Annotated in this window: 19 protein-coding genes; 7 read left to right on the top strand and 12 right to left on the bottom strand. The window is 44.0% G+C overall.

The window, feature by feature from the left end:
* Nucleotides 1–40: 40 nt before the first annotated feature.
* Nucleotides 41–1,402, bottom strand: a complete 1,362-nt coding sequence (locus tag CZ502_RS02425; RefSeq protein WP_076459522.1) for a sensor histidine kinase — start codon at nt 1,400–1,402, stop codon at nt 41–43.
* 34 nt (nt 1,403–1,436) lie between these two features.
* Between CZ502_RS02425 and CZ502_RS02430 the strand changes: the two genes are divergently transcribed.
* Nucleotides 1,437–2,120 carry a zinc ribbon domain-containing protein gene (locus CZ502_RS02430; RefSeq protein ID WP_076459523.1) on the top strand — a complete coding sequence of 228 codons (684 nt, stop codon included), beginning with the start codon at nt 1,437–1,439 and terminating at the stop codon, nt 2,118–2,120.
* 4 nt (nt 2,121–2,124) lie between these two features.
* Here the strand turns inward: CZ502_RS02430 and CZ502_RS02435 are convergent, their stop codons facing one another.
* Together CZ502_RS02435 and CZ502_RS02440 are read right to left on the bottom strand one after the other, a co-directional pair.
* Nucleotides 2,125–2,859, bottom strand: coding sequence for a LytR/AlgR family response regulator transcription factor (locus CZ502_RS02435; protein WP_076459524.1), 735 nt, complete (start codon nt 2,857–2,859; stop codon nt 2,125–2,127).
* A gap of 161 nt (nt 2,860–3,020) precedes the next feature.
* A complete protein-coding gene (locus CZ502_RS02440; protein WP_076459525.1) occupies nt 3,021–4,049 on the bottom strand; it encodes a YeiH family protein in 1,029 nt (342 codons plus the stop codon).
* A gap of 178 nt (nt 4,050–4,227) precedes the next feature.
* Between CZ502_RS02440 and CZ502_RS02445 the strand changes: the two genes are divergently transcribed.
* Nucleotides 4,228–4,944: an alpha/beta hydrolase gene (locus CZ502_RS02445; protein WP_076459526.1), complete on the top strand. Its 717-nt coding sequence runs from the start codon at nt 4,228–4,230 to the stop codon at nt 4,942–4,944.
* Nucleotides 4,945–4,982: 38 nt separating this feature from the next.
* Here the strand turns inward: CZ502_RS02445 and CZ502_RS02450 are convergent, their stop codons facing one another.
* From CZ502_RS02450 to CZ502_RS02460, 3 genes are all read right to left on the bottom strand, one after another.
* Nucleotides 4,983–5,417, bottom strand: a complete 435-nt coding sequence (locus tag CZ502_RS02450; RefSeq protein ID WP_076459527.1) for a GNAT family N-acetyltransferase — start codon at nt 5,415–5,417, stop codon at nt 4,983–4,985.
* A gap of 11 nt (nt 5,418–5,428) precedes the next feature.
* Entirely contained in the window at nt 5,429–6,898 is a 1,470-nt protein-coding gene (gene abc-f / locus CZ502_RS02455; RefSeq protein WP_076459528.1) for a ribosomal protection-like ABC-F family protein, read from the bottom strand.
* 249 nt (nt 6,899–7,147) lie between these two features.
* A complete protein-coding gene (locus tag CZ502_RS02460) occupies nt 7,148–8,092 on the bottom strand; it encodes a Dyp-type peroxidase (RefSeq protein ID WP_076459529.1) in 945 nt (314 codons plus the stop codon).
* A gap of 223 nt (nt 8,093–8,315) precedes the next feature.
* Here CZ502_RS02460 and CZ502_RS02465 point away from each other — a divergent pair, with 223 nt between their 5' ends.
* Both CZ502_RS02465 and CZ502_RS02470 read left to right on the top strand, forming a co-directional pair.
* Entirely contained in the window at nt 8,316–9,797 is a 1,482-nt protein-coding gene (locus tag CZ502_RS02465; protein ID WP_143457267.1) for a YfcC family protein, read from the top strand.
* 9 nt (nt 9,798–9,806) lie between these two features.
* Complete coding sequence (locus CZ502_RS02470; RefSeq protein WP_076459531.1) at nt 9,807–11,141, top strand: dipeptidase; 1,335 nt, start codon at nt 9,807–9,809, stop codon at nt 11,139–11,141.
* Between the two features lie 134 nt (nt 11,142–11,275).
* On the opposite strand, the gene gtfA is transcribed toward CZ502_RS02470, so the two are convergent.
* The 3 genes from gtfA to CZ502_RS02485 all read right to left on the bottom strand — a co-directional run bounded on the left by gtfA (nt 11,276) and on the right by CZ502_RS02485 (nt 15,086).
* Nucleotides 11,276–12,733 (bottom strand): sucrose phosphorylase, encoded by a 1,458-nt coding sequence (gene gtfA / locus CZ502_RS02475; protein ID WP_076459532.1) that lies wholly within the window; start codon nt 12,731–12,733, stop codon nt 11,276–11,278.
* 20 nt (nt 12,734–12,753) lie between these two features.
* Entirely contained in the window at nt 12,754–13,971 is a 1,218-nt protein-coding gene (locus CZ502_RS02480; RefSeq protein ID WP_076459533.1) for an MFS transporter, read from the bottom strand.
* Nucleotides 13,972–14,288: 317 nt separating this feature from the next.
* Nucleotides 14,289–15,086, bottom strand: coding sequence for a serine hydrolase (locus CZ502_RS02485; RefSeq protein WP_076459534.1), 798 nt, complete (start codon nt 15,084–15,086; stop codon nt 14,289–14,291).
* Between the two features lie 192 nt (nt 15,087–15,278).
* On the opposite strand from CZ502_RS02485, the gene CZ502_RS02490 reads away from it, so the two are divergent.
* Nucleotides 15,279–16,532 (top strand): D-alanyl-D-alanine carboxypeptidase family protein, encoded by a 1,254-nt coding sequence (locus CZ502_RS02490; RefSeq protein ID WP_076459535.1) that lies wholly within the window; start codon nt 15,279–15,281, stop codon nt 16,530–16,532.
* Nucleotides 16,533–16,594: 62 nt separating this feature from the next.
* Here CZ502_RS02490 and CZ502_RS02495 read toward each other — a convergent pair whose 3' ends face one another.
* From CZ502_RS02495 to CZ502_RS02505, 3 genes are all read right to left on the bottom strand, one after another.
* The gene (locus tag CZ502_RS02495) at nt 16,595–17,491 is read right to left on the bottom strand and encodes an IS3 family transposase (protein ID WP_076459536.1); all 897 of its coding nucleotides are present in this window, start codon (nt 17,489–17,491) and stop codon (nt 16,595–16,597) included.
* Complete coding sequence (locus tag CZ502_RS02500) at nt 17,491–18,024, bottom strand: helix-turn-helix domain-containing protein (RefSeq protein ID WP_076459537.1); 534 nt, start codon at nt 18,022–18,024, stop codon at nt 17,491–17,493. Before CZ502_RS02500 ends, CZ502_RS02495 begins: the two co-directional genes overlap by 1 nt.
* Before the next feature lie 83 nt (nt 18,025–18,107).
* Entirely contained in the window at nt 18,108–19,145 is a 1,038-nt protein-coding gene (locus tag CZ502_RS02505; protein ID WP_076459538.1) for an aldose epimerase family protein, read from the bottom strand.
* A gap of 157 nt (nt 19,146–19,302) precedes the next feature.
* Here CZ502_RS02505 and CZ502_RS10770 point away from each other — a divergent pair, with 157 nt between their 5' ends.
* Complete coding sequence (locus CZ502_RS10770) at nt 19,303–19,476, top strand: hypothetical protein (protein WP_200804215.1); 174 nt, start codon at nt 19,303–19,305, stop codon at nt 19,474–19,476.
* A 385-nt stretch (nt 19,477–19,861) separates the two neighbouring features.
* Nucleotides 19,862–23,602: an LPXTG cell wall anchor domain-containing protein gene (locus CZ502_RS02510; protein ID WP_076459539.1), complete on the top strand. Its 3,741-nt coding sequence runs from the start codon at nt 19,862–19,864 to the stop codon at nt 23,600–23,602.
* Nucleotides 23,603–23,634: the final 32 nt, after the last annotated feature.

Consider the following 23,634-nt stretch of genomic DNA (forward strand, 5'->3'; position numbering starts at 1 on the left):
AAACCATAAAAAAGGTTCGCAAAAAAAATGCGAACCCTTTTTACTTTTCAATCTTATAAATTACAATTTGCTGTTCCAACCAGTGGTCACTAGCACTGCGGTTATTGTGGATGAACGGGTAACGGGCGAGAATTGACCGTAAGTTCCGTAAGCCGAGACCGTGGTGGCTAGTGGTGAGGACACCGCTAAAATGACCACTGAGTTTGCTAAGGTCAACTTGCTCTTCCGCAGTGGTATTAGCGATCACGATGACCTGGCGTTCCTGGTCATTAAAGAAACTAAAATTAATCTGTGGCTTAGCCGCTTTGGTGGCCGCATTAATGGCATTATCAAAGAGGATTGAAATGATCCGCAACATATCCGTAACTTGGACGTGGCGGTCAAGTTTAATTGGTTTTTCGACCTCAATTTCGACGGTGATTCCCTTATCAATCGCCTGCATTGTCTTACTGTAAACCAAGCTTTTAATTTCTAAATCCTTCACGTCCGCCAACCGGCCCAAGACACTAGTTTGCGTTTCAACATTGGCGTTAGTTGGGATGACGACCCGCTTGAAAATATCACTGACTTGGTCGATGTTTTTATTTTCGACAGCATCGCTTAAACTGAGTAAGATATTCTTATAATCATGCCGGAAGCGGCGTAATTCGTCGTACATTGCTTCGATGTGGCTGGTATAGTGGGCGAGGTTAGTGAGCTCGATTTGCTGGCTCTGGATGAGCATTGACTTTTCGATACTTCGCGTAGGCAGGGTGATTGCCAAAAGATAGCCAATAATATAAGCAGCAAGGATCACTAAGTACATTGGGATCGTCACCTTAATCAGTGACAGGGCAGTGGAGGTTCTAAAGATGGGGAAGAATGCCGCAATTAGGTTAACTCCCCAGGCATAGACGGGCCATTGCTGCACGACCAGTTGATTATAGCGGTTGATGGGCTTGCTGATTTTCTTGATTATTAAGAGAAAGGTACCGATAGTAATCAGTGGTGCGACAAAGATGGAGTAGACAAGTGAAGTCCAAAACGGACTGGCATTTAATGGCATTTCAATTGTGAACTGGTAGATCCGAAACCACACCGAGTTAATTAACTGGTAAAAAACGTAGGTAAAGATGAATATTGCACTGATCGTATTAAAGGATACTGACCGGTTGAAGCCGAGAAAGTAGATAATTAGCAAGGCAAGTATAAGGTAGATTAAAAAGCCAATTGTGCTCGGAATCCCAATTGATGCTAGTAGGACCAACAACACCTGGGTTAAAACCGGTAGCTTCCGGTTGAGTATCTTTTGAAAGGCAAGAATGATAAAATACCCAGTAATAAACCAGAAGTAAAAGTTAAATAAGTCCATGAGGAGCGTCTGCTGGTAAGTAGTACTCCACGGTGCGATAAAAAATAACAATTAAAAAGCCTCCTTAGAAAGTGAGAATGATGAAATGAAAAGTTCAGCGAATCAACCAGATAACCCGGCAGAGAAACCGGGATACCAGCAAGGTGATCGCGCAGTTACAAATAATATCCAGGGGATTAGCTGTCCCAAATGTGGGACGGTCAATCCGGCCGGCACGATCCACTGCCTAAATTGTGGGACAATTCTTCCCCAGAAGAAGCAAGCGCCAGTACAAATGGCGGTTGTCCACAAGCCAAGCAAGAATACCCTCGTGACCCTTGCGTTAATCATCGGGCTTGCGCTAGTTTTTATTATTTCTTATGGTCTAAAGACGAATAATAATACCGGGTTTATCCCCCACATGATTTACCGCTATCAAGTGACCTATTACGATCGAAATCATCAACGGATAAAGGACCAGTATATTGTCGCCGATTACCCAAAGAATAAAAAACAAGCGGTTCGCTATTTGCTCTATCCAAATCGTGAACAAACGAAAAGTACTAGCCTGAAAGGTTTTAACCATGATTACCAAAAGTATCCAACTCGACGGCTAGCCTATCGTAGTACCCGCCCACACACGAACAGTACGATGTTATGGGGAAAATTATACTTTCACGACAATGAGTATGTTCATTTTTACCAGAGCAAGAATGGGCGCGACGGGAAGTGCCGGGCCTCAAATGATCCGCGGATCCGCTATTACCGCTTTTCTGTATTTCGTGGCTAAGTGATTACTCGGCCACGATTAGGCGCAATAGGCTGCGTAAATGAAGTTTACTTACCGGGCAGGCTGCGCCGTTGTAAAAATGGATGATCCCCGCTCGCGTGTCAACATCTTTAACCTGGTAGGGGTTAATTAAGTAACTACGGTGGGCACGGAAAAAACGGCTGTCCATTTTTTCAATGTCGTGTAAGTTATAATTAAGCTGCCGTTGGTGGTTATTGACTGTATTGAGGATCGCCGAGTGTGAATTAGTGGAGTTGGTTTCAAAGTAATTAATATTCATAAAATCAATATTAATCGTGTTTGAGTAGTCCTTATAACTAAATGGCTGACTATAGTTGTTAGTCGCAATCTTTGCTAAGACTTGCTTGATATCACTGCGCAACTCCTCATAGATATTACCGTAATCTTTGGCGATAAAGTCGAGGGCACTCACGCGGTACTTATATGTCTGGTATAAGAACTCGTCGTGAACGGTGATAAAAATCAGCGTTGCTAGTTGATCATGGCTCCTAATTTTCCGACTAAAGGCTAGCCCAGCATCCTTGATCCCGTCGATTTCTAAGTCGAGGATGTAAAGGTTATCGACACTAGGAACTGGAAGGGATGCTTTTAGCTCTTCAATCGTGGTAAAGGGATGGATCGAGCAAGTGACCGTAAATTCCTCACTAATCCGTTGAACGTTATCTTTAATTTGTTGTAATTGAACAGGATCATCTTCCAAAATAAAGACATTTAACATTTCTGATTCCTCACAATAATAATTATATTCTCAAATATATCATCGCCGATTACTGAAATAAAAGTAATTTTACTGAAAAACAGAAGAAAAACGCGAACGCTGAAATAAAAGGGAGAACACTGAAAAAAGCTGACCAGCAATTAATTGCCGGCCAGCTCTTTTTAAAAGAATAATTTACTCATAATAATCATAAATACTAATAGGCATGTTGAACTGATAGCTGCGGCACCGAAAACCGCGCCACCGCGCTTGAAGATCACCTTGAAGTTAACGGATAAGCCGAGAGCTGCCATTGCCATCCCTAAGAAAATGTAAGCAGCCTGGACGAGGGCATCCAGAAAGCCCGCTGAAAACGGGAGGAAGGTTCCTAAGATACTAGTTAGGATAAAACCACCTAAGAACCACGGAATTGGCAGCTTCTTTGGCTCCTGGGTATGCTCTTCTTCACTTTCCTTCACTAGGCGGTGTTGGTACCAGTAACCAACGATGAGGGCCACGGGCGCTAAGAGAAGAACCCGGGATAACTTCATGATCAAGGCATTATCGAGGCTGCCAGTCCCAAAGGCACCACCAGCAGCAACTGCATGGGCGATTTCGTGCAAGGAACCTCCCGCGACAACCCCAAATTGCGGGTCAGTCAACCCTAGCAATGGCTTGATCCCAATTTCAATTAGGGTGAAGACAGTTCCCATTACGCAGACTACGGCAACGGCTAAAACTTCATTTTCCCGCTTGCGTTCTTCATCAGTAGTTTCAATCTGAGGAGAAACACCCATTACCGCGGCGGCACCACAGACACCACAACCGCAGGCAGAAAGGATCGCCAACTCATCTTCTGCCCCGAACTTCTTGCTTAACCAAAAAGTTAAACAGATTGTCCCGGTAACGCCGACTGCTGCAACCAAAATGGTTTTGACCCCGGCAGCGGCCAAGGTCTCTAAGTTAAGACGGAAACCCAGCATAATAATTCCGAGTCGTAAAAACTTATTTGAGATAAAGCCAATTCCGCCCTTTGCTTCTTCCTGGAGCTTTGCCGGGGTGAGTTGCATTGCAATCCCCAACAACAAGGCGATTACCAGTGCCCCGATAACCTTAACGTAAGGTAGCTTGGCAAGGAGTACCCCCGCAACTGAACAAATCAAAGTCATCACGGCAGCGAGCCAGAATGACTTTTTCTTTATAATTGCCATAAAATAATCAATCCCCTATTATAAAATAAATAATGTCATGTTTCACTTTAGCAAACTTTTAATAATAAACAAGGGTAATCGGTGATAAAAGCCCTTACAGCTTGCAAAAAAATGTGATGAAGGATAAAAATAGTCATAATGGTGATTATCAGTAAAACTAGGCAAGTGAGGTAAGAGAATGAAGATTGACAATGTAAAACTTAAGCAACCGTATTCGTCCCTAGATATTTACCATAGCAACACGGATGAGCCGTTACCAGCGATTGTGATCCTGCCGGGCGGTAGTCACAATAAAATCATGGAGCGAGATTCTGAGCGGGTTGCCTTGACCTTTGCGACCCATGCTTGGCAAGCTTTTGTTGTCCGCTACCCAGTTGTTGAGCACCGCAACTACCAAGCGGCAAAGGTTGCGGTTGCCCAGGCATTTGACTATATCGTTGCCCACGCTGGTGAACTAGCCGTTGATGTTAACCGGTTGGGGATCATTGGCTTTTCTGCTGGCGGTCAACTGGCAGCTGCTTATAGTAACCGACCAGATACCCATGCAAAGTTTGTGGCGCTTGGTTATCCAGTCATCCAGCCAACGATTGATGAGCGCATGCAGGTGATGACGGAAAACGTCGCAACATTAGTAAATGATAAAACGCCTGCTACCTTTATGTGGGGATCAAATAAGGATGAACTAACCCCCTTTGTTGATCATTTACAGGTGTATGCAGATGCATTGGCAAAATATAACGTTCCGTTTGAGCTGCATCAGTTTAGTACTGGTGGTCATGGAATGGCGCTGGCAAATAAGTATACCGGGATTGTCAACTTTAACCGGGTGGATGAACATATGGGAAAGTGGTTCCCGTTGTTTCTTGACTGGTTAAAGGAACTACAGTTGATATAGCAAAAAAAAGCGGACCCCCCTGTGGGTTCGCTTTTTTGTCAGAGTGCGTCATGGACCATCTTAACATGGGGCGTAAAGGCATGAACAAAAGGCTTGCCAACAGTGGTAAAGCCAGCTTTTTGATAGTAGCCTTCAACCTGTGCTTGTGCTTCAATTTCAATTTTATTTCCCGGGAAATATTGCTTGATTGTCGCCATGATTTGGTCCAGGAGGTCATTTCCCAAGCCAGTTCCCCGGTATTCTGGCGCGATAACGACACGGCCAAAGGTAACATGACCTTCGGTAGCAAACACGCGGGCATAGCAGACTAGCTGGTCATCAATCATGTTCATGATGTGGACTGCTTGGCGGTCATGGTAGTCGACATCATTGAGCGGACGGTGCTGTTCAGTGACGAATACCCGTCCCCGTAAGTAGTAGATGTTAAAAAGATCTGTCGTTGTTAATTGTTGAAATGTCTTTGTTTTCCACATAAGGAAGCTCCTTAAATATTAATTTTCCTTGTGGCAATTGTATCAATAAAGTGGCGGTCGTGCTCAATAATTAGCATCGGTGGCCGGGATTGTTTGATAAGCTGGATTAGCTGCTCCTGGTTATAAGTGTCGAGGTAGTTTAGGGGCTCGTCCCAGATGTAGAGGTTGGCTGGTTGGGCGAGTGAACGGGCAAGTTCGACCTTCTTTTGTTGTCCCATGCTCATGTCCTGGATGGGGACAGTGAAAGTTTCGCGGGCCATTCCCAGCTTACGGAGAAGGTTAAGCAAGTCATCATAACGGAGATGGTTACTTTTAGCAAATTCTTTTAGCGTCCCCTGGTTATCTGAATAATGTTGGCGGACATAGCTAATCATTAGCTTATTGCTAATAGTAATTGTTCCGGTTTGTTCCCCAGCAAAAGTGCCCCTGATTGCTTGGATTAGGCTTGACTTGCCACTCCCGTTATCACCGGCCAGGATGACTTGGTCGTGCGGGCTGATTTGTAAGGAGAGATTACGAAATAATGGGTGACCAGGATAGGCGAGGCTGAGCTTATCGATGGTCAACAGCCGCTGCTGGTGGGTCGGCAAAGCATTGATTGTTAAGGGGACAATTTTCTCAATGTCTGTTAATAGTCCCTGCCGGTCAGTAATCGCTTTATCAAGCCGGCCTTTCATCTGGGTAGATTTTTTCATCATTTTAGCAGCTTGATGGCCGATAAAACCCTTATCAGCATGCGAGTTATTAACTTTCTCATGCTCTGCTTTCTGTGCCCATTGCTGCTTTAATTGCTGTTGCTGTTTTAGTTGGTGGATCTCTTGCAGTAAGTGATTATTTTGATTGATGGCGTGACGATCACGATTTTGCTTTTGGTCAAAGTAATCTTGGTAGTTTCCCTGTTCGAGAATTAATTGGTGCTGTTCAATCACGAGGGTATGGTCGATGATTTGGTCCAGGAAGACTTGATCGTGGCTGGTGATGATAAAACCAGTTTTTTGCTGGTGAAGGTAGTCAGCGATTAACTGGCGGCCATGTTGGTCAAGGTGGTTGGTTGGCTCGTCTAGTAGGGGGAAGGCGCCATCCTGGGCGAATAACGCTGCCAACATCACCCGGGTCTGTTCACCACCACTGAGAGTGTTAAATGGTTGCCAGATCAGGGCAGGGTCGGTTGCCATTAGGTTTAGTTCACTTTCAAGTTGCCATTGCTCAAGCTGAGGAATGGCGGCAGTAAGGTTGTTCCATGTCAGGTCGGTTGCGTCAGTAACCCCAAAAGGATAGTAGGAAAAGGTCACGGGCGTTTGAATTTTGCCTTGGTAGGGGAGTTTTCCCTGCAAAATCTTCAGTAAAGTAGTTTTACCCCGCCCATTTCTCCCCAGCAAGCCAAGCTTCCAACTACTATCAAGGCTGAGCTGGCAATGGTTGAATAATTCTTTTTGCCCTGGATAGGCAAAGCTTAGATTGTTAATTATAATTGGTTCCAAAATATCAGAATCCTTTCTTAAGGACACAAAAAAGGCCTACCACTCCAGGTAGACCTTTTTAAATTGGAGCCACTACGCCCTAATTTACTTATTGATCAACGATTGAATAATAATTCTACCCAGAGCACCCCTCCTGTGTCGGTCACAGTAGTCGATGCAATTAACTTGTGTAGAATTAAAACTTCAATGGTTGATCCCTCCTAAAATTATTGAAACTAATATAACAAGTCGGACAAGAACTGTCAATAATTACTTGAATTCCCCTTCAGCGATTTGGTCAAGTAATGGCCGGGAAGGGATGAAGAAGAGCTGGCCGCCTAAAATATCAGAGAATGAGAGTAGGTAGTCGTTCTTTTCCAGCATATTTTCCAGCATCTTCTTAGTTACGTTCCAGTGCCGAGCGTAACCGATGAAGTAGGTCCCGGTATTGTCAGACGCAGGGTCGGAGTATGGGACATTCATCCGGACAATCTTTTGTTCAACCCCGTCAATCGTTGCCTGTGAAGCAACGTTGTGAGCGTTCTTGAACTTTTCTTGTTCACTTAATTCAAGGTCAGAGAACTTCTTCCGGCCGACCGCTTTTTCTTGGTCTTCAGTCGTGAGCTTGTTCCAGATATCCATTTGGTGACGCCACTTTTGCGCAAAGGCGTATGACCCATTCACAAATTGAGGGTCTTCGTCGCCGATAATTGCGTAATCAGCAGCATCTTGTGGTTCAGGATTTTCTGTTCCGTCGATAAAGCCGATAATTGCCCGTCCTTCAAAGTAGCGGAAGCCCTTGGTCTCATCGACAACTGTCGTAATGTCCTTAATGAAGTTCATTAATTGGGCCATAAATTCGTAAACAACGGCCTCGTCATTTGCCCGGACATGGATGAAGAGGTCACCCTTGACGGCTGGCATCTCATACTTGGGGCCGGTAAGGGTTTCGTAGTCTTCTAGTTCTTTTGGTTTCGGTGCATTTGGGAATAAGTAGTCCCAAGCAGCATTACTAAAACCAAGACTGACCTTTAAATTACCCTTGTTATCACGAATACGTAGTGAGCGGGTAATTGCTTGGAAACGATCAACAAATTCTTGAATTGCTTCTTGATCCTTTGCTTGATCTTCCCGCTTTAATTCTAAAACAGTGAATTGAACATGTTCCCCGGCATCTTTCCAGACGTCTTGGGCCTTATTTGGATCCATAACCATAGATGTTCTCCTCCTTAAAATTAGGCATTATGCTTACACTTTTTATTATAACATTCTTTTTCAGAATACTAATAATCTTATAATTAAGACAGTCAATTACTTATTGTTCGTTGAAGCCGCTTTCTAGGAAGGATAGAATAGAACTGTAGTTAATTTTTTTAATACAGAAGGGGTGAGGATTGTGCAAAACGCACAGGCTGAAAAGAAGAAACGGCGCTTTCATATGCCGTCCGCTTTTACGACGCTATTTTTAATTATCGTCATTATTGCAATTTTAACGTGGATTATTCCGGCGGGGACATATTCGACTGACAAAGCTGGCAACATTATTTCCGGGACATATAAGACGGTGGCAAACAAGCCGCAGGGAATTTGGGATGTCTTCATGGCGCCAGTGATCGGAATGGTTGGTAACGATGCGACCGATGGGGCGATTTCGATTGCCCTCTTCATCCTGGTTATTGGGGGCTTTTTAGGAGTCGTCAATAAGACGAACGCCCTCAACCAGGGGATTGGTGCTGTTGTCCGTCACTATAAAGGACGGGAAAAACGGTTAATCCCGGTGCTGATGATTTTATTTGCCCTTGGTGGATCATCATTTGGGATGGGGGAAGAGACGATTGCCTTTTACCCATTGCTGATTCCAGTGATGATGGGGGTTGGCTTTGACTCCCTGGTTGCGGTAGCGATTGCCCTTGTTGGGACGCAGGTCGGCTGTTTAGCTTCCACCGTTAACCCGTTTGCTACCGGGGTTGCTTCGCAGACACTTAATATCACACCTGGGGATGGTCTGGTATCGCGGGTCATCCTCTTGATCATCACGACCGCCATTTGTATCTGGTATGTTTACCATTACGCTTCCGTGATTGAAAAGGACCCGACAAAGTCATTGGTCTATGCGCAGCGCGAGGAAGACGAGAAGCGGTTCTTGGGTAATGATAGTGCAGAAGATAACGACTTTAAGATGACCAAGACCCAAAAACTGGTCATTTTCCTCTTTGGGTTGACCTTCTTTATCATGATCCTAGGCTTAATTCCGTGGACAAACCTAAATAGTCACTGGACGATCTTTGAAAAATTCACCAAGTGGCTGGTTAATATTCCATTTCTTGGCAACCTGGTTGGCCACGATATCGAACCGCTGGGGACATGGTACTTCAACGAAATTACGATGCTCTTCTTGTTCATGTCCGTGATCATCATGGCGGTCTGCCACATGAAGGAAGGCGAATTTATCGATGCCTTCATGGACGGAATGCGGGACTTCTTAAGTGTTGCAATTATCGTTTGTGTTGCCCGGGGAATCCAGGTAGTAATGAACGATGGGATGATTACCGCAACGATCCTTCACTGGGGTGAGTCTGGATTATCAGGCTTATCGCGGAGTGTCTTTATCATCTTGACTTACATTTTCTACATCCCAATGTCATTCTTGATTCCATCGACATCTGGATTAGCTGCAGCGACGATGGGGATTATGGGACCACTCGGCCACTTTGCCCACGTTCCTAGTAGCCTTGTTATTACCGCTTACCAAGCGGCATCCGGTTGGGTTAACTTTATTACCCCAACTTCCGCGGTTGTAATGGGGGCGTTAGCGATTGCCCACGTCAACATCAGCATTTGGTGGAAATGGACGTTTAAGCTGATGGTTTACCTATTTATTGCCATTTGTTTGTTCTTAGGAATCTCAGCGATCTTATAGGAGGATATTATGACTAAAATTATTACTGAACACGACCAGCAGGCTGCAGTGAAGGCTCTTGAACGCATTATCGCTGTGCCATCATATAACGCACCAGCAGCTGATGGGGCGCCATTTGGCCAGGGAATTCGCAATGCCCTTGATGAAATGATGAAAATCTGTGAGGAACTAGGTTTTAAGACCTACGAAGATCCAGATGGCTACTATGGTTATGCCGAGGTCGGATCCGGTGAGAAGATTTTTGGGGTCATCTGCCACCTCGACACCGTTCCCGCTGGCGACCTAGCCAAGTGGGATCAGGATCCGTTTAAGGGGACCGTGGTCAATGATGCCATTTATGGCCGGGGAGCCCAAGATGATAAGGGACCTGGTATTGCGGCCTTGTTTGCAGTGAAGGCGCTGATGGACCAGGGTTACCACTTTAACCAACGGATTCGCTTCATCTACGGAACGGACGAAGAAATCCTTTGGCGGGGAATTGACGAATACAATAAAAAAGAGTCCCCAATTGATAGCGGGATTTCACCGGATGCAGAATTCCCCGTAACCTATGCCGAAAAGGGACTCCAGCAGTCATACCTAGTTGGCCCCGGAACTGATCAGCTAAAGATCAGCTTAAAGAATGCCTTTAATGCGGTGCCAGACCAGGCGGTTTACGATGGACCACGGCAAGACGAAGTAAAAGCGGCCCTTGATAAGCATGGCTTTGAATACACGAGTGATGACAAGCAAATTACGGTTCTTGGCAAGGCCGTCCACGCAATGCTTGCCCCCCAGGGTACCAACGCGGTGCTTCGCTTAGCCATTGCCCTTGACGAAGTCTTTGACTTTAAGCCATTAGACTTCATCGGCAAACTCTTTAAGGAAGATGCTACGGGAAGTAATGTTCTCGGTGAAGTCAAGGATGAGTCTGGCCAGTTAACCTTCAACATCTCAAGCTTAGAAATCAACAAGCAGGAGACCCGGATGCAAATTGACATGCGAATTCCGGTAACAATTGACCGCGATGACTTGGTTGACCAGCTAAGCAAGAAGGTCGCCCCATACGAGCTAAAGTATGAGCACTACGACTACTTAGCGCCACTATATGTGCCAAAAGATAGCGCCCTGGTTCAGACCCTGATGAAGGTTTACAAGGAAGAAACTGGCGACCAGGATGCCCAACCACAAATCTCTGGTGGGGCCACCTTTGCCCGGACGATGAATAATTGTGTCGCCTTTGGGGGGATGTTGCCAACAACGCCTGATTACATGCACCAGGCAAATGAACAATGGCCGCTCAAGGACATGTTTAAGACAATGGAAATCTATGCCCACGCGATTAAAGAATTATGTACGGACTAATAACTAAATAAAGAAGGCGCCCCGCAAACATTAAATTTGCGGGGCGCCTTTTGCCTTGAAATAAGTTATATAGAGAGAGTTAATTAAATGGAAAGGAATCAACTTATTTCAAGTGAAGAGAGATTATTATTGAATTACTTTTGTTCCATTACTACTTCACCGTTAGCAGTAACTGTGAAGGTCTTGTTTGCGGCGTCAGCGTCAAGGACAGCAACGTTCTTACCATCTTTGTCCTTCCGGGTGATCTTGATCGTCGTGTCAGTTGGTGTTTCAACTTCGATTGAACCCTCAAGATCAAAGGCAGCAAACTTGTTCCGCCATGCAAGGAGGTCTAAGAGGTTCTTAACAACTGGCCGTTGAACTTCTTCAGCAACTTCTTCCTTAGTGTAGTAGTGACGGTTGATGTTCCGACCTTCCTTGGTCTTTTCAAGCAAGTCAAGGTCGTTAGAACCGGCAAGTAAACCAACGTAGTAAACCATTGGAATACCAGGGGCAAAGATTTGGAATGCCCGGGCAAGTAAGTATGACTTGTCATTATCACCTAATGCGGAGTAGTAAGTAGAGTTAATTTGGTAGATGTCCAAGTTGTGGTATTCAGCACTGGAGTACTTCCGCTTAACGTTAGCACCAACCTTGTATAATTCGTTTGATGCGTATTCAATTTCGTCATCAGTCAAGATATCCTTGGCATCAACAACCCCGATTCCGTCGTGCGTATCAAGAGTGGTGAATTGCTTCATTGGGCTCATCTTCAACCACTTAGCAAGGCGGTTAGTCTTACCAGAGTAAAGGGTGTAAAGAGTGGTCATTGGTAAGGTAAAGTCGTAAATGAAGAAGTTGTGGGCAGAAATCTTTTGCGGAATCGTGTAGTGTTCGTGGATTTCTGGCAAGATGATGGCCTTGTATGGGGCCAAGATGTCTTGAACTTCATTTAAGAGGTCCCAGATTTCTGGTTCAACGAAGAAGTCGTTTGTGCCCACCTTCTTAACGGCGTAGGCAAAGGCATCAAGACGGATCATGTCAGCCCCGTGCTTAACCATGTCAATCAAGGTTTCCTTAAAGAATTCGTTTGCCACCTTGCTCTTAACGTTGATGTCGATTTGTTCTTCACCAAACGTATTCCAGAGGTGTTCCTTGGTGCCATCATCAAAGACAATTTCTTGTTCAGGAGCCTTATCTTTCCGCTTGTAGATCAAGTCAATATCTTCTTGGGTTGGACGGTTCTTACCAGCCTTTTCCCAGAACTTTTCCCACCGGATGAAGAAGTCGTTGTACTTAGAGTCATCGTGCTTCTTCTTGAAGTCTTGGTACATTTCAGACTTCTTTGAGATGTGGTTGATCATGAAGTCAAACATTAAGTAGTAATCTTCACCTAATGCTTCAACATCACTCCAGTCACCGAAGGCGGAGTCAACAACATCATAACGGTAAGGGGCAAAACCACGGTCACCAGTTGATGGGAAGAAAGGAAGCAGGTGAACACCACCGATAGCGTCACCAATGTATTTCTTTAATACTTCATGTGTTTCTTTGATGTTCTTACCCATTGAATCAGAATAGGTGATTAACATTGCTTTGTTTTGAATTGGCATAATAAAACCTCCAAATTAAATTAGTTAGCTTTCTTAGAATGACGAGTTGCGAGAAAAATAATCAAGGCGATCACAATTAGCATTACCCCGTAGATTGGGAATGGGGCTGCTAAATCCATCCCGCTGAGTGGCCGTCTCATCAGACGGTTCATCCATTCAGCAATGGTTGGGGAGAAGAATGCTCCAAAGTTAAACCCAATCAGGACCATTGAAGTAACAAGTGGTTGCCGCTTAGCAGGTGCCAAGTCCGGTAATAAGTTGAAGATCAATGGAGAAACTAATTGCAGTGGGAAACCGATCAGGAGTAACCCAATCACCAGCATGACGAAGTTGCCATTTGCAAAGGCAAACAAGAAGTTTGAAATTGCCATTAGGCCCAGGCCAAGGTAAACGGTGTTGAAACCAAGAACCTTATTGATTGAGCCGTAGAAGAGGCCACCGAGCGTTGCCCCGATCAACATAAGTGACAAGAACATTGATGAGCCAGTGTAGTCCGCCCCCTTGATGGCAACGGCTAAACCTGGGAAACGGTTTTCCATCCCCACGTAGTCAACAACAAGTAGGAATGCAAAGAGGACAAGTAGGTACACCGTTGGGCTGATCTTCTTAATTGGTTGATCTTCTTCAGTGATTTCATCAGCGAGGTCATCTTCAGCAACATTGTTGTCTTCAGCCTTGCTGTCATCAGGAACTCGGATGGCAAAGAAGAAGAGAACAACGAAGGCCAAAATATAAACGGCAAATGAAGCATGCCAGCCAGCGACACTAAGGATCAAGCCGGCGATTGCCAGCGTACATGCCTGACCGATTTGTTCGGCGGCAGCCCGCCAACCAAGCATTTGTGCCCGGGTCGTGCCCTGATACCAAACGGAGATCATTGAGATGGCTTGGGAGTTGTACAAGCCAAATCCAGCCCCTAACACTAACCGTGAAATTAAAATTGTCAGGTAGTTGCTAACAAAGAGTGGAACAATTCCGGCAACACCAACGATTGTTACCCCGGCCATGATGATCTTCTTGTCAGAAATATTGAACCACTGTTGAAGCAGTGGTGATAAGACAACGAAAATCATTACAGCAAATGATGGCGTGGTAACTAAGTATTCCGACTGTGTCTGCGTGATGTTGAGCGCAGCCTTCAATTGTGGTAAGGAACCCTGAATGGCGTAAGCACTCGTAACCATGAATGAAACTGACAAGAAAGCCAATTTCGTAACAAGTGAATTTTTGTTATTCATAATATAAGTAGTTACCCTTTCTGTAGGATTATTGACAAACGTTTATCATTTTCTGTACGACCATAATATACAATGTTCACATATAAATGTCAAACGTTTATCAAAACTTTTTTGGCTAAAACTGTAATCCATTACATCCCCTTCCTGATGCACTTGCTATGAAAATGTCAATGAAAGCTTTCCCCGCCAGCTCTCGTTACCATTATACCATTTTCGTGAAAGTGATCACAAAAGTAAAAGGATTTAAAATGAGGGGACAAAAAAGCAGCAATGAATGCAAACTTACAAATCATTGCTGCTTTCGGGGTGACGCGCGCTTAATTTAAAATCGGTTTCGTTACCCGGGCTAATTGTTCAATTGTCTGCTGACCAGCGGCCATTGATTGGTTCTTATCCGTGTAGACGGCGATTGTGTAATCTGTCCCGTTATTATTCTTGATGTAACCAATACTATTAACAATCCATTCGTTGCTACCGTAGTCTAGCCAACCATTTTTAATGGCGAAGTTGTCACTACTTGCGGAGATTCCCCATGTCTGGTCACTTTCAACGTGGGTCATTAAGTTGCGAATCTCTGCTTGGTCAGCGCTCGACAGGATTTGTGACTTATAGAAAATGTTGTTTAATAACTTAACCTGGTCCTTGGGGGTGGTGACAGTAAGTCCCCAGCTGCGATTAGCCTTGGAGTCCTTCATCCCAAACTGGTCAAAGGTCTTTTGGAGTCCTTCTTTGCCGCCGAGATAGTTCTCAAACAACTCACTCGTTGAGTCGTTGTCACTTTGCTCAATCATTTTTTTGGCGAGGCTTTCCTGGTGGCTAGATAACGGTCCCTCTTGATTTGCCAGTATTCCGGCAAGGATGCTGACCTTCACAGTACTTGCCGTGCGGAACTGGTGGTTCGGGGCGTTAGACGATGTATAGATCTCGTGCGTCTTCGGTGAATACACCGCAATACTGATGTTATTGTTTGATGTATAGATAATCTTGTTCCACGATGATTTAAGACGAGCACTAGTTGACGTATAATGGTGAACGCCCAGCAAGACAAGGATTATAAGGATAATTATGATAATAATTTTACCGCGACGATGGTGGCGGTGTTGTGATCTTTGCATTTGCTAAACCTTCCTAATTAATAATTAGTGTACCTATTTAATGATACAAGTTAATTCGAAAAAAGAAAGGAACAATTAGGCAATTTAATGAAAAATAAGGATTTACTGGAATTGTTATCAAATCGTCACACTATTTTCGATTGTAATACGATATGATGATTAGGTGTGAAAAAGGAGACAGTAGAAGTTAATATGAAGAGAATTAAAAAATTAATTGTCAAATTATTATTAGTAGTCGCAACGATTAACGTCAGCTTGGCAGGGTTAGCCGGATTAGCGCCCGTTCATGCTGATGATGCACCGGCCTTTGGGATGGATGCCCGGGCTGCCTACGCCATTGATGCACAGAGTGGGCAGGTGCTGTACCAGAAGAACGCGACGAAGCTTTACCCGATTGCCTCAGTGATTAAGATCTTGACGTTAGGGGTCATTGAGCAAGACATCCGTGACCACAAGATGAGCTGGGACCAAAAGATCAAGATTACCCCAGAAGTCGCTAAGATGGCTGGTGACTGGCATTTTTCTAATGTGCCCCTTAATGCGGGCGAAGAATATACCGTTCGCCAGTTAGTCGATTCGATGATGCTGGTCTCGGCTGATGGGAGCACGGAGGCACTTGCGTTGGCTGATGCTGGTTCAACGGCCGCCTTCAATAAGAAGATGCAGGCATTTGCGAAGAAGGCCGGGGTCACTGATGCAAAAATCTACAACATGATCGGCCTCCCGAACGGCGATTTGGAAAAACACAAGCTTAAAGGGGTCGACAAGGATGCCGAAAACTTGTTGTCTGCCAAGGATGTGGCCTTGATTTCAAAGTACCTCGTTGAAAAATACCCTGAGACGCTGGAAATCACCAAGCAAAAATTTGCTAATTTTGATGTTAGCAGCGAACAGCAGTACTTAATGACGAATGTTAACGCCCTCTTGCCACAAAACGGCTTTGCCCCGAAGAGTGGGGAGATTGACGGGCTAAAGACGGGGAATACCGACCGGGCCGGAAAGTGTATCGTCACTACCGGGACCTTTAGTGGGCGGCGGATAATCCTTGTTGCGCTCCACACCAAGGGCGAGTGGAACGACCAGTCGAAGATGCAGCAAGATTTCTACAACAAACTCGCTGACGAATACCAGCCAGTAACAGTTAAGAAGCTGGCCGACTTATCAGGCAAGCTGGCAAAGGTAAAGGTTGCTGACGGTAAAGATAAGAAGACAACGAAGCTGAAGCTAGCAAAAGAAACGACCGTCTGGCTGCCTAAGAACATGACCTTAAAGCAGACCAAGCCCACGCTAAAGCTGGATAAGCAGTATGACCAAAATGGCAAATTACGGGCACCGGTGAAGAAGGGCCAGCAGGTCGGCGTCGTTGAACTGCAGATCAATGGCTTGCCAACAATGACTGTCCCAGTAACTGCAACGCAGACGATTAAGAAGGATTCACTTTTCTAAATTGATACAAAAAAGCGCTGGAGAAATGAAGTGCAAGACAAAAGTTAGACAAAATTAAATTATTAAGCTACTAAGGTGTGATTCCGGTATTCAACTGGAGTCATGCCTTTTGTTTTTAAGGTTATTCTGACATTGTTAAAATACTCTACATATTTTTGCGCAAGCTCGGTTAATTCCGCGATGTCTTTACATGGTGGGAAACCAGCCAGTAATTCAGTCTTGAATAAGTGAAAGAAACTTTCAACTGGTGCGTTATCTAAGCAGTTTCCTTTGCGCGACATGCTTTGAATAAACTGATGCTCGGCTAATTTTTGGGTATAGTAACCTAACTGATAGTGCCACCCTTGATCTGAATGAATGATTGGGTGAGCGGCATCAGGTAAATTGTTAATTAATTCTTTTAGTGTTCGTGTAATTAGATCCTTATTCGGGCTATTGCTAATCTGAAGGGCCAGAATTTCTTGACTAGCTTCATCAATCATTACTGAGATGTAAGCCCATTGACGATCTGCTAAGCGAACCTGTGTTACATCAGTATGGATAACACGGTAAGGTCGTTTCTCATTGAATTTTTGTTTCAATTTATTATCCGCAATTTTACCAATCGTACCCTGATAAGATGAATATTTACCATTACGATGGCGATTATATAAACTTACTTGAATGTTTAATTCGTGCATTAACTTGCGAATCGTATCACCAGACAAGTGTATTCCTAATTTATCTAGTTCCATTTGAATACGACGATAGCCCGCGATCCAACGCCCGCGAAACTGAAATCGCTGCGCGATTTGAAGAATCACTTTCTTTACTTCAGTATATTTATCATGATGATTAGCGATTCGGTTACGTTCATCATGATAGGTTGCCTTGGGCAGTTCGATAGCTTTGAGAATATCGCCAACCTTATAACGTTGTTTCTTTGGGCGTTGCGATTGATCGTCCCTGATCTGATCCACTATTTGGGTTTTCTTTCTGGCTTTGAGGGTCCGAACAGGGACAGCGATTTTTTTAAGATATCCCGCTCCAACTTGGTATCGTAAAGTTCTTGATTTTTCTTCGCTAATTCTTCCTTCAATCGTTCTAACTCACTTTTATTGGCGAGTTGACGAACCTGCTTCTTAGTATGTTTCACTTTAGACGGCCTACCTTTCGGGTGAGGCTTCAAGGCTGTAATGCCGTCTCGCGCAAATTGTGAGCGCCAAGTAGAGATTTGAGCTACTAAAATATCAAATCGAGACGCTACTTCAGCCATTGATTCCTCATGAGTTTGGTAGTAGTCTATCACATTTAATTTAAAATCAGTGGTGAATGTTCGTTTGTGTTGACGTTTTTTAAGTGCGTCGACACCGCTCAGCTGGTATCTTTGTACCCATTCAGCGATACGTCGTTCACTAATTTTATATTTTTTACTTAAATCATAAGTACTTTGAGAGGTTGAAAGGTATTCATGGACGATTTGGGCTTTCAGTTCCGCTTTATATTTGGTCATACAAAAAAGTGCCTCCACAATCATTAGACTTTTGTCTAACAATTGTAGGGCACTTCAAAAATCTCCGGCGCTTTTTTATATCGTTAGTATTCAACGTGCCATTTGATGGTGCAGGTCTTTTCTTCACCAGGATGGAGGCTGATGTCACCAAATTCTGGATGGTGCGGGGCATCAGACAGGGTCTGTGCTTCCATTGCTAAACCGAGGTGGGGATGAACTTGCCCGTGGTTGTAGACGGCAACGTCATCAGAGTTCATCGTGTACATCACAAGAGCATTCCGGTCAGAGTAAAGGGTCATCTTCCGGCCACTTTCTGGGTCCTCAAGAGTTGCAACCGGCTTGGTCAAGCTGGGAACAACCTCCCAGATATCGTCAAAACCGTTTTCCTTGGTGTCCTTCATTTGTTCAAGGGCATCGCCAAGCTTAGTTGGGGTGCTAAAGTCAAACGGGGTCCCTTCGTTGGCAATCTTTTCACCAGTCGGGATCTTCCCCTCGTCAACGGCCAAGTGATTTGCGGAGTTGACATAGAGCTTGAGTTGGTCAACTGTCTTAACATTAGCAGCGGCCATGTTCCAGTAGGTATGGTTAGTGGGGTTGAATAGTGTATCGGCATCAGAGCTAGCGCTAAACTTGAGGCTTAAGAAGTCATCGTTATTAAGCGTGTAGGTAGCCGTTACGTGCATCTTACCAGGGTAAGTGTCAATTTCTGGTGTCAGGGTTAGGCTGAGGGTGATTGACAATGCGTTGTCGGTAACTTGCGTACTGTCAACATGCCAGATATGACTGTAAAAGCCATTTGTCCCGCCGTGAAGGGCATTCTTACCTTCATTTTGTTCGATGTGGTATTCCTTACCATTAATAGTAAATTCACCATCACCAATTCGGCCTGCGACCCGACCAATTAAGCGGTTCGTGCAAAAACCGTTGTTTGTAAAGTCATCAAGGTTTTCGGTCGTTAAGACCATATCCGCCTTACCGCCGTCTTTTGTTGGAACCTTAAATGATTGGAGCAAGCCGGCAAAGTCTAAGACTGCTGCCTGTACCCCGTTATCATTGGTCAAGATGTACTTAGTAACTTTCTTTCCTTTATATGTGCCAAAAGGAACTTTAGCAATTTCCATAATATATAGCCTCCTCAAAGTAAGCGCTTTAATTGCAAGTCCTATTTTACCACACTTTGTTAGCAAAATAAGTGCAATCGTTTGCACGAAAAGAAAAATTTAAAAATTGTGGTAAAATTTAGCTAGAAAAGGCAAAATAAAAAGTGGGGTGCGTTCAGTGGCGGAAAGTAAGTGGGAAAAGTTTAAACGGTCGTTCAATAAGAACTTTATTGATTTTTTAATGATCTTTGCAGCAGAAGATCGCTTTATTCACCAGCATAAGAAGCGGAGCAGTCAGATTAAAGAGCTAGACCGCTACGGTGAAGAAAAAACGGAAAATGAAAATAAATAGGTAATAAGCATCAACTCCATTCGCTGAAGATGATGCTTATTTTTTATCGGCTGAATTGGAAATGTAATGATGGATTATTAATAAGTATAACGTTTAGCAATTTAAATAACCGTCAAACCGCTAACTGAAAAACTTAATTAATGATAAGTGAATGATAATTTTTTGGATACAAAATGACTGTTTGAGTGCGAAATAAATAAAAAATATTCTTTAAATTTATGGAATGATTATTGCTATAAGCTGAATGAAGGCGTTTTTTTTTTTTTTTATCCTTGATCGATCGAAAGATAAATAAAAACGCCTTGAAAGTGACGGATGGATTACTTAGAATGAGAATGTTGATAGATGCAATTCTTTTTAGAGTTAATTTATGGGAGGATTATTTATGAGCAATAATCAAATGCATTACAAGATGTACAAAGCAAAGAAAAGCATTGTATACGCAGGATTAATGACCACTGCTACTTTGGCAGGGCTTACTTTAGCAAACGTAAACACAACGAACGTTCACGCTGATGCAGCCCAACCTGCAGTAGTCGCTACTACACAAGAAAACCAGGCAGTTGATCCAGTATCTGCTGCACAAAAGAACGTTGATGAAGCTAGCACCGCAGTTGACAACGCTGAAAAGGCAGTTGTTCCTGCTAAGGACGCTAATGACGCTGCACAACAAAATGTGACAGATGCGAAGAACACTGCCCAAACAACTGCAAAGAATGATGTGAATACTGCTAATGACGCAGCAAACACTGCATTTAACGGTTACAAGGATGCTCAAGCAACTGCTGATAGTACTACTAGTATCTCAACCAGCATTGCTAATTCATACGATCAATTTAAGAACGGTAACACTGACAACGCATTGAACGCCGCTCAACAAGCAGTTACTACTGCTCAAGATCTTTACGGATTCAACAGCTCACAAGTACAAACTGCACAAAACGTAATTGATGCAATCAACAAGTACCAACAAAACCCAACTGTTTCTAACAAGGATGATGCAGTTAAGGCCCTTACTACTTACGAAGCTTACGCTAATGACCAAATCAAGGCCGCTCAACAAGCAGTTAACGATGCCCAAGCTAACCAAGATAAGTTACAAAAGGAACTCGACGTAGCCCTTGCTGCACAAAAGAACGCCAAGACTGCGCTTGACAACGCTAAGTTAGCTACTAACCTCGACGCATTAAAGAAGGCTTACGAAGAAGCTTCAGCAAATGCCGCTAAGGCAACGAGTGCACTTAATGATGCTAATAATAAATTGCAAAAAGCTCAAGATGCTTGGAATACAGCACGGAATAATCAAACAAAAGCTGCTGAAAAGTTAGGTACTACTAACCCAGACATGGCTGCATTGCAAAAGGCTGTTACTGCGGCTGATGCCCAAGTAAAGTCAACTAAGGCTGATTTAGATGATGCTAATGCTGGCCTTAAGAATGCAACTACCAAGCATGATAATGCACTTAATAATCAAACTAAGGAAGTGCTTAACTTAGCAGCTAAGCAAGAAGTATTGGCTGCAAAGCAAAGTGAATTAGCTGCTGCTAAAAAGGCTGCTGCTGAGGCTAAGCCTCTTGAAAACCACTTCTATACTTCAGATGAATGGGATGAAGTTCGACAAAAAGCAGCTCAGGCTAATGCTGCTGTAAAGCGTGCCCAAGATGCCGTTGACGCTGCGAAAATTGAAGTTAATGAAGCCCAAGATGGTGTTAGTTCCACTACCAAGGATGCTAACGATGCTGGTGGCCACTTAGTTTATGTTCAGTCCTTACAACAAAAGGCTCAAAAAGCATACGAAAAGGCTCTTGCTGACCAAGCTGCTGCTAAGGACAAGTTAACTGCTGCTAATGATTATGAAGCTGCAAGCAAGGCTGCTAATGAAGCTGGAGCTAAGATTGGCCCAGCACAAGCCGCACAACAAGCTGCTCAAAAGGCAGCTGATGACGCGCTTAACGCTCAAACGAAGGCAGAAGCTAACTACAACAAGCTTCACCAGTTACAACAAAATGTCGTTGCTGCTCAAAAAGCCTTTGATGAAGCCCGGAATGCGCAAACTGTTGCAGCACAAAAACTTGATGATGCAAAGCAATACCAACAAGCATCATTAGTAGCTGAAAAGGCTGCCACAGCCTTGAACAAGGCTAACAATGACTTTACGACTAAGCAGAATGCATTAGATACTGCTCGTAAGCATCAAACCGACTTAGCAAACGAGTTAGGCACCACTAACCCAGACATGGCTGTATTACAAAAGGCTGTTACTGCAGCTGATGCCCAAGTAAAGTCAACTAAGGCTGACTTAAATGATGCTAATGCTGGTCTTAATGCTGCAATTACCCAACATGATAAAGCACTTAATGATCAAACTAAGGAAGTGCTTAACTTAGCAGCTAAGCAAGAATTATTGGCTGCAAAGCAAAGTGAATTAGCTGCTGCCAAAAAGGCTGCTGCTGAGGCTAAGCCTCTTGAAAACCACTTCTATACTTCAGATGAATGGGATGAAGTTCGACAAAAAGCAGCTCAGGCTAATGCTGCTGTAAAGCGTGCCCAAGATGCCGTTGACGCTGCGAAAATTGAAGTTAATGAAGCCCAAGATGGTGTTAGTTCCACTACCAAGGATGCTAACGATGCTGGTGGCCACTTAGTTTATGTTCAGTCCTTACAACAAAAGGCTCAAAAAGCATACGAAAAGGCTCTTGCTGACCAAGCTGCTGCTAAGGATAAGTTGAACACTGCTAAGGAATATGTTGCCTTAGAAAAGACCATCAATGATGACACTGCCAAGGTTGAAGCAGCTCGTCAAGCTAAAGAAGCCGCTCAAAAGGCATACGATGAAGCTCTTAATAATCAAACTAAGGCACAAACTAAGTTGGGCGATGACATGAACCCAGACATCACTGCTCTTCAAAAGGCATACGATGACGCTAGTGCTGCTGCTAACAAGGCTGGCTCAGACCTTAATGATGCTCAAGCAGCCTTAGACAAGGAAAACGAAGGGGTTATTAAGGCCCAAAAGGCATATGATGAAGCTACTGCTAAGGTTAACGACGCAACACGTGCCTTAAATGACGCTGCTGATGCTACTAAGAAGGCACAAACAGCATTTAACAATGCTAACGAATTTGCTACTGACGCTGCTGCATCATTTAGTGAATTCAATGCTGATCGTCCAGAAAATGCTTTGAACACTGCACAATCAATGCTACAAAAGGTTCAAAACGTTTATGGCTTTAACTCACCACAAACTGATGCTGCTGAAGCTTTGGTAGATGCTCTTAAGAACTTCTACCTTAACCCAACTTCACCAGCTGACAAGACTGAAACCTTGAAGACTATCCAAGCTCAACAAGATGTCTTCAACAAGGAAGTTGCCAATGCTAATGCTGCAAAGGACAAGGCTGAAGCTAAGTACAACGATGCACGTAAGAATGCAGACGCTGCACAAGCTATCCTTGACCGGGTAAACAACGGTGACTTTAGTGACTTCCCAGCTGTTGGTGATGCTGAAGCTGCTCAAAAGATTACTCAAGGTAACTATGACAACGCTTTGAAGAACTTAGAGATTGCAAAGGCTAACTTGGTTCGCGCTAACGCTAACCTTGACGCTGCAAAGAAGAACGCTGAAAGCAAGCCAGCAGGTAATCCAGATGGAAACAAGACTCCAGAAGGTAACCCAGATGGAAACAAGACTCCAGAAGGTAACTCAGATGGAAACAAGACTCCAGAAGGTAACTCAGATGGAAACAAGGCTCCAGAAGGTAACTCAGATGGAAACAAGACTCCAGAAGGTAACTCAGATGGAAACAAGACTCCAGAAGCTAAGCCAGACGAAGGTGAAGATAGCAAGAAGGACACCCCTGCAAGTCAACCAACTGACGAAGGTGACAAGAATGCTACCGACACTAAGAACAAGAACGAAAACACTGAAGTTACTAAGACTGACAAGGGTGCAGCCAATGTAACTCGTTCTGAATACAAGGCAAGTGCTAACAAGCAAACTACCAAGGAAGCAAGTAACGAAACATTACCACAAACTGGTAATGAAAGTGGCGTTGCTGCAGTTGCCTTAGGTGCTGCTGCCGCTATGTTTGGTCTTGGTTTAGCTAGTAAGAAGCGTGAATACTAAGATCTAATCTGTTAATATATTTAGTAGATATA

It is taken from the genome of Limosilactobacillus caccae (assembly GCF_900156885.1).
GTDB classification, from domain to species: Bacteria; Bacillota; Bacilli; order Lactobacillales; family Lactobacillaceae; genus Limosilactobacillus; species Limosilactobacillus caccae.

Coding starts and splice junctions, on each gene's coding strand:
- CZ502_RS02430 (WP_076459523.1), top strand. CDS start 1,437: ATGAAAAGTTCAGCGAATCAACCAGATAACCCGGCAGAGAAACCGGGA.
- CZ502_RS02435 (WP_076459524.1), bottom strand. CDS start 2,859: ATGTTAAATGTCTTTATTTTGGAAGATGATCCTGTTCAATTACAACAA.
- CZ502_RS02440 (WP_076459525.1), bottom strand. CDS start 4,049: ATGGCAATTATAAAGAAAAAGTCATTCTGGCTCGCTGCCGTGATGACT.
- CZ502_RS02445 (WP_076459526.1), top strand. CDS start 4,228: ATGAAGATTGACAATGTAAAACTTAAGCAACCGTATTCGTCCCTAGAT.
- CZ502_RS02450 (WP_076459527.1), bottom strand. CDS start 5,417: ATGTGGAAAACAAAGACATTTCAACAATTAACAACGACAGATCTTTTT.
- CZ502_RS02460 (WP_076459529.1), bottom strand. CDS start 8,092: ATGGTTATGGATCCAAATAAGGCCCAAGACGTCTGGAAAGATGCCGGG.
- CZ502_RS02465 (WP_143457267.1), top strand. CDS start 8,316: ATGCCGTCCGCTTTTACGACGCTATTTTTAATTATCGTCATTATTGCA.
- CZ502_RS02470 (WP_076459531.1), top strand. CDS start 9,807: ATGACTAAAATTATTACTGAACACGACCAGCAGGCTGCAGTGAAGGCT.
- gtfA (WP_076459532.1), bottom strand. CDS start 12,733: ATGCCAATTCAAAACAAAGCAATGTTAATCACCTATTCTGATTCAATG.
- CZ502_RS02480 (WP_076459533.1), bottom strand. CDS start 13,971: ATGAATAACAAAAATTCACTTGTTACGAAATTGGCTTTCTTGTCAGTT.
- CZ502_RS02485 (WP_076459534.1), bottom strand. CDS start 15,086: ATGCAAAGATCACAACACCGCCACCATCGTCGCGGTAAAATTATTATC.
- CZ502_RS02490 (WP_076459535.1), top strand. CDS start 15,279: ATGAAGAGAATTAAAAAATTAATTGTCAAATTATTATTAGTAGTCGCA.
- CZ502_RS02500 (WP_076459537.1), bottom strand. CDS start 18,024: ATGACCAAATATAAAGCGGAACTGAAAGCCCAAATCGTCCATGAATAC.
- CZ502_RS02505 (WP_076459538.1), bottom strand. CDS start 19,145: ATGGAAATTGCTAAAGTTCCTTTTGGCACATATAAAGGAAAGAAAGTT.
- CZ502_RS02510 (WP_076459539.1), top strand. CDS start 19,862: ATGAGCAATAATCAAATGCATTACAAGATGTACAAAGCAAAGAAAAGC.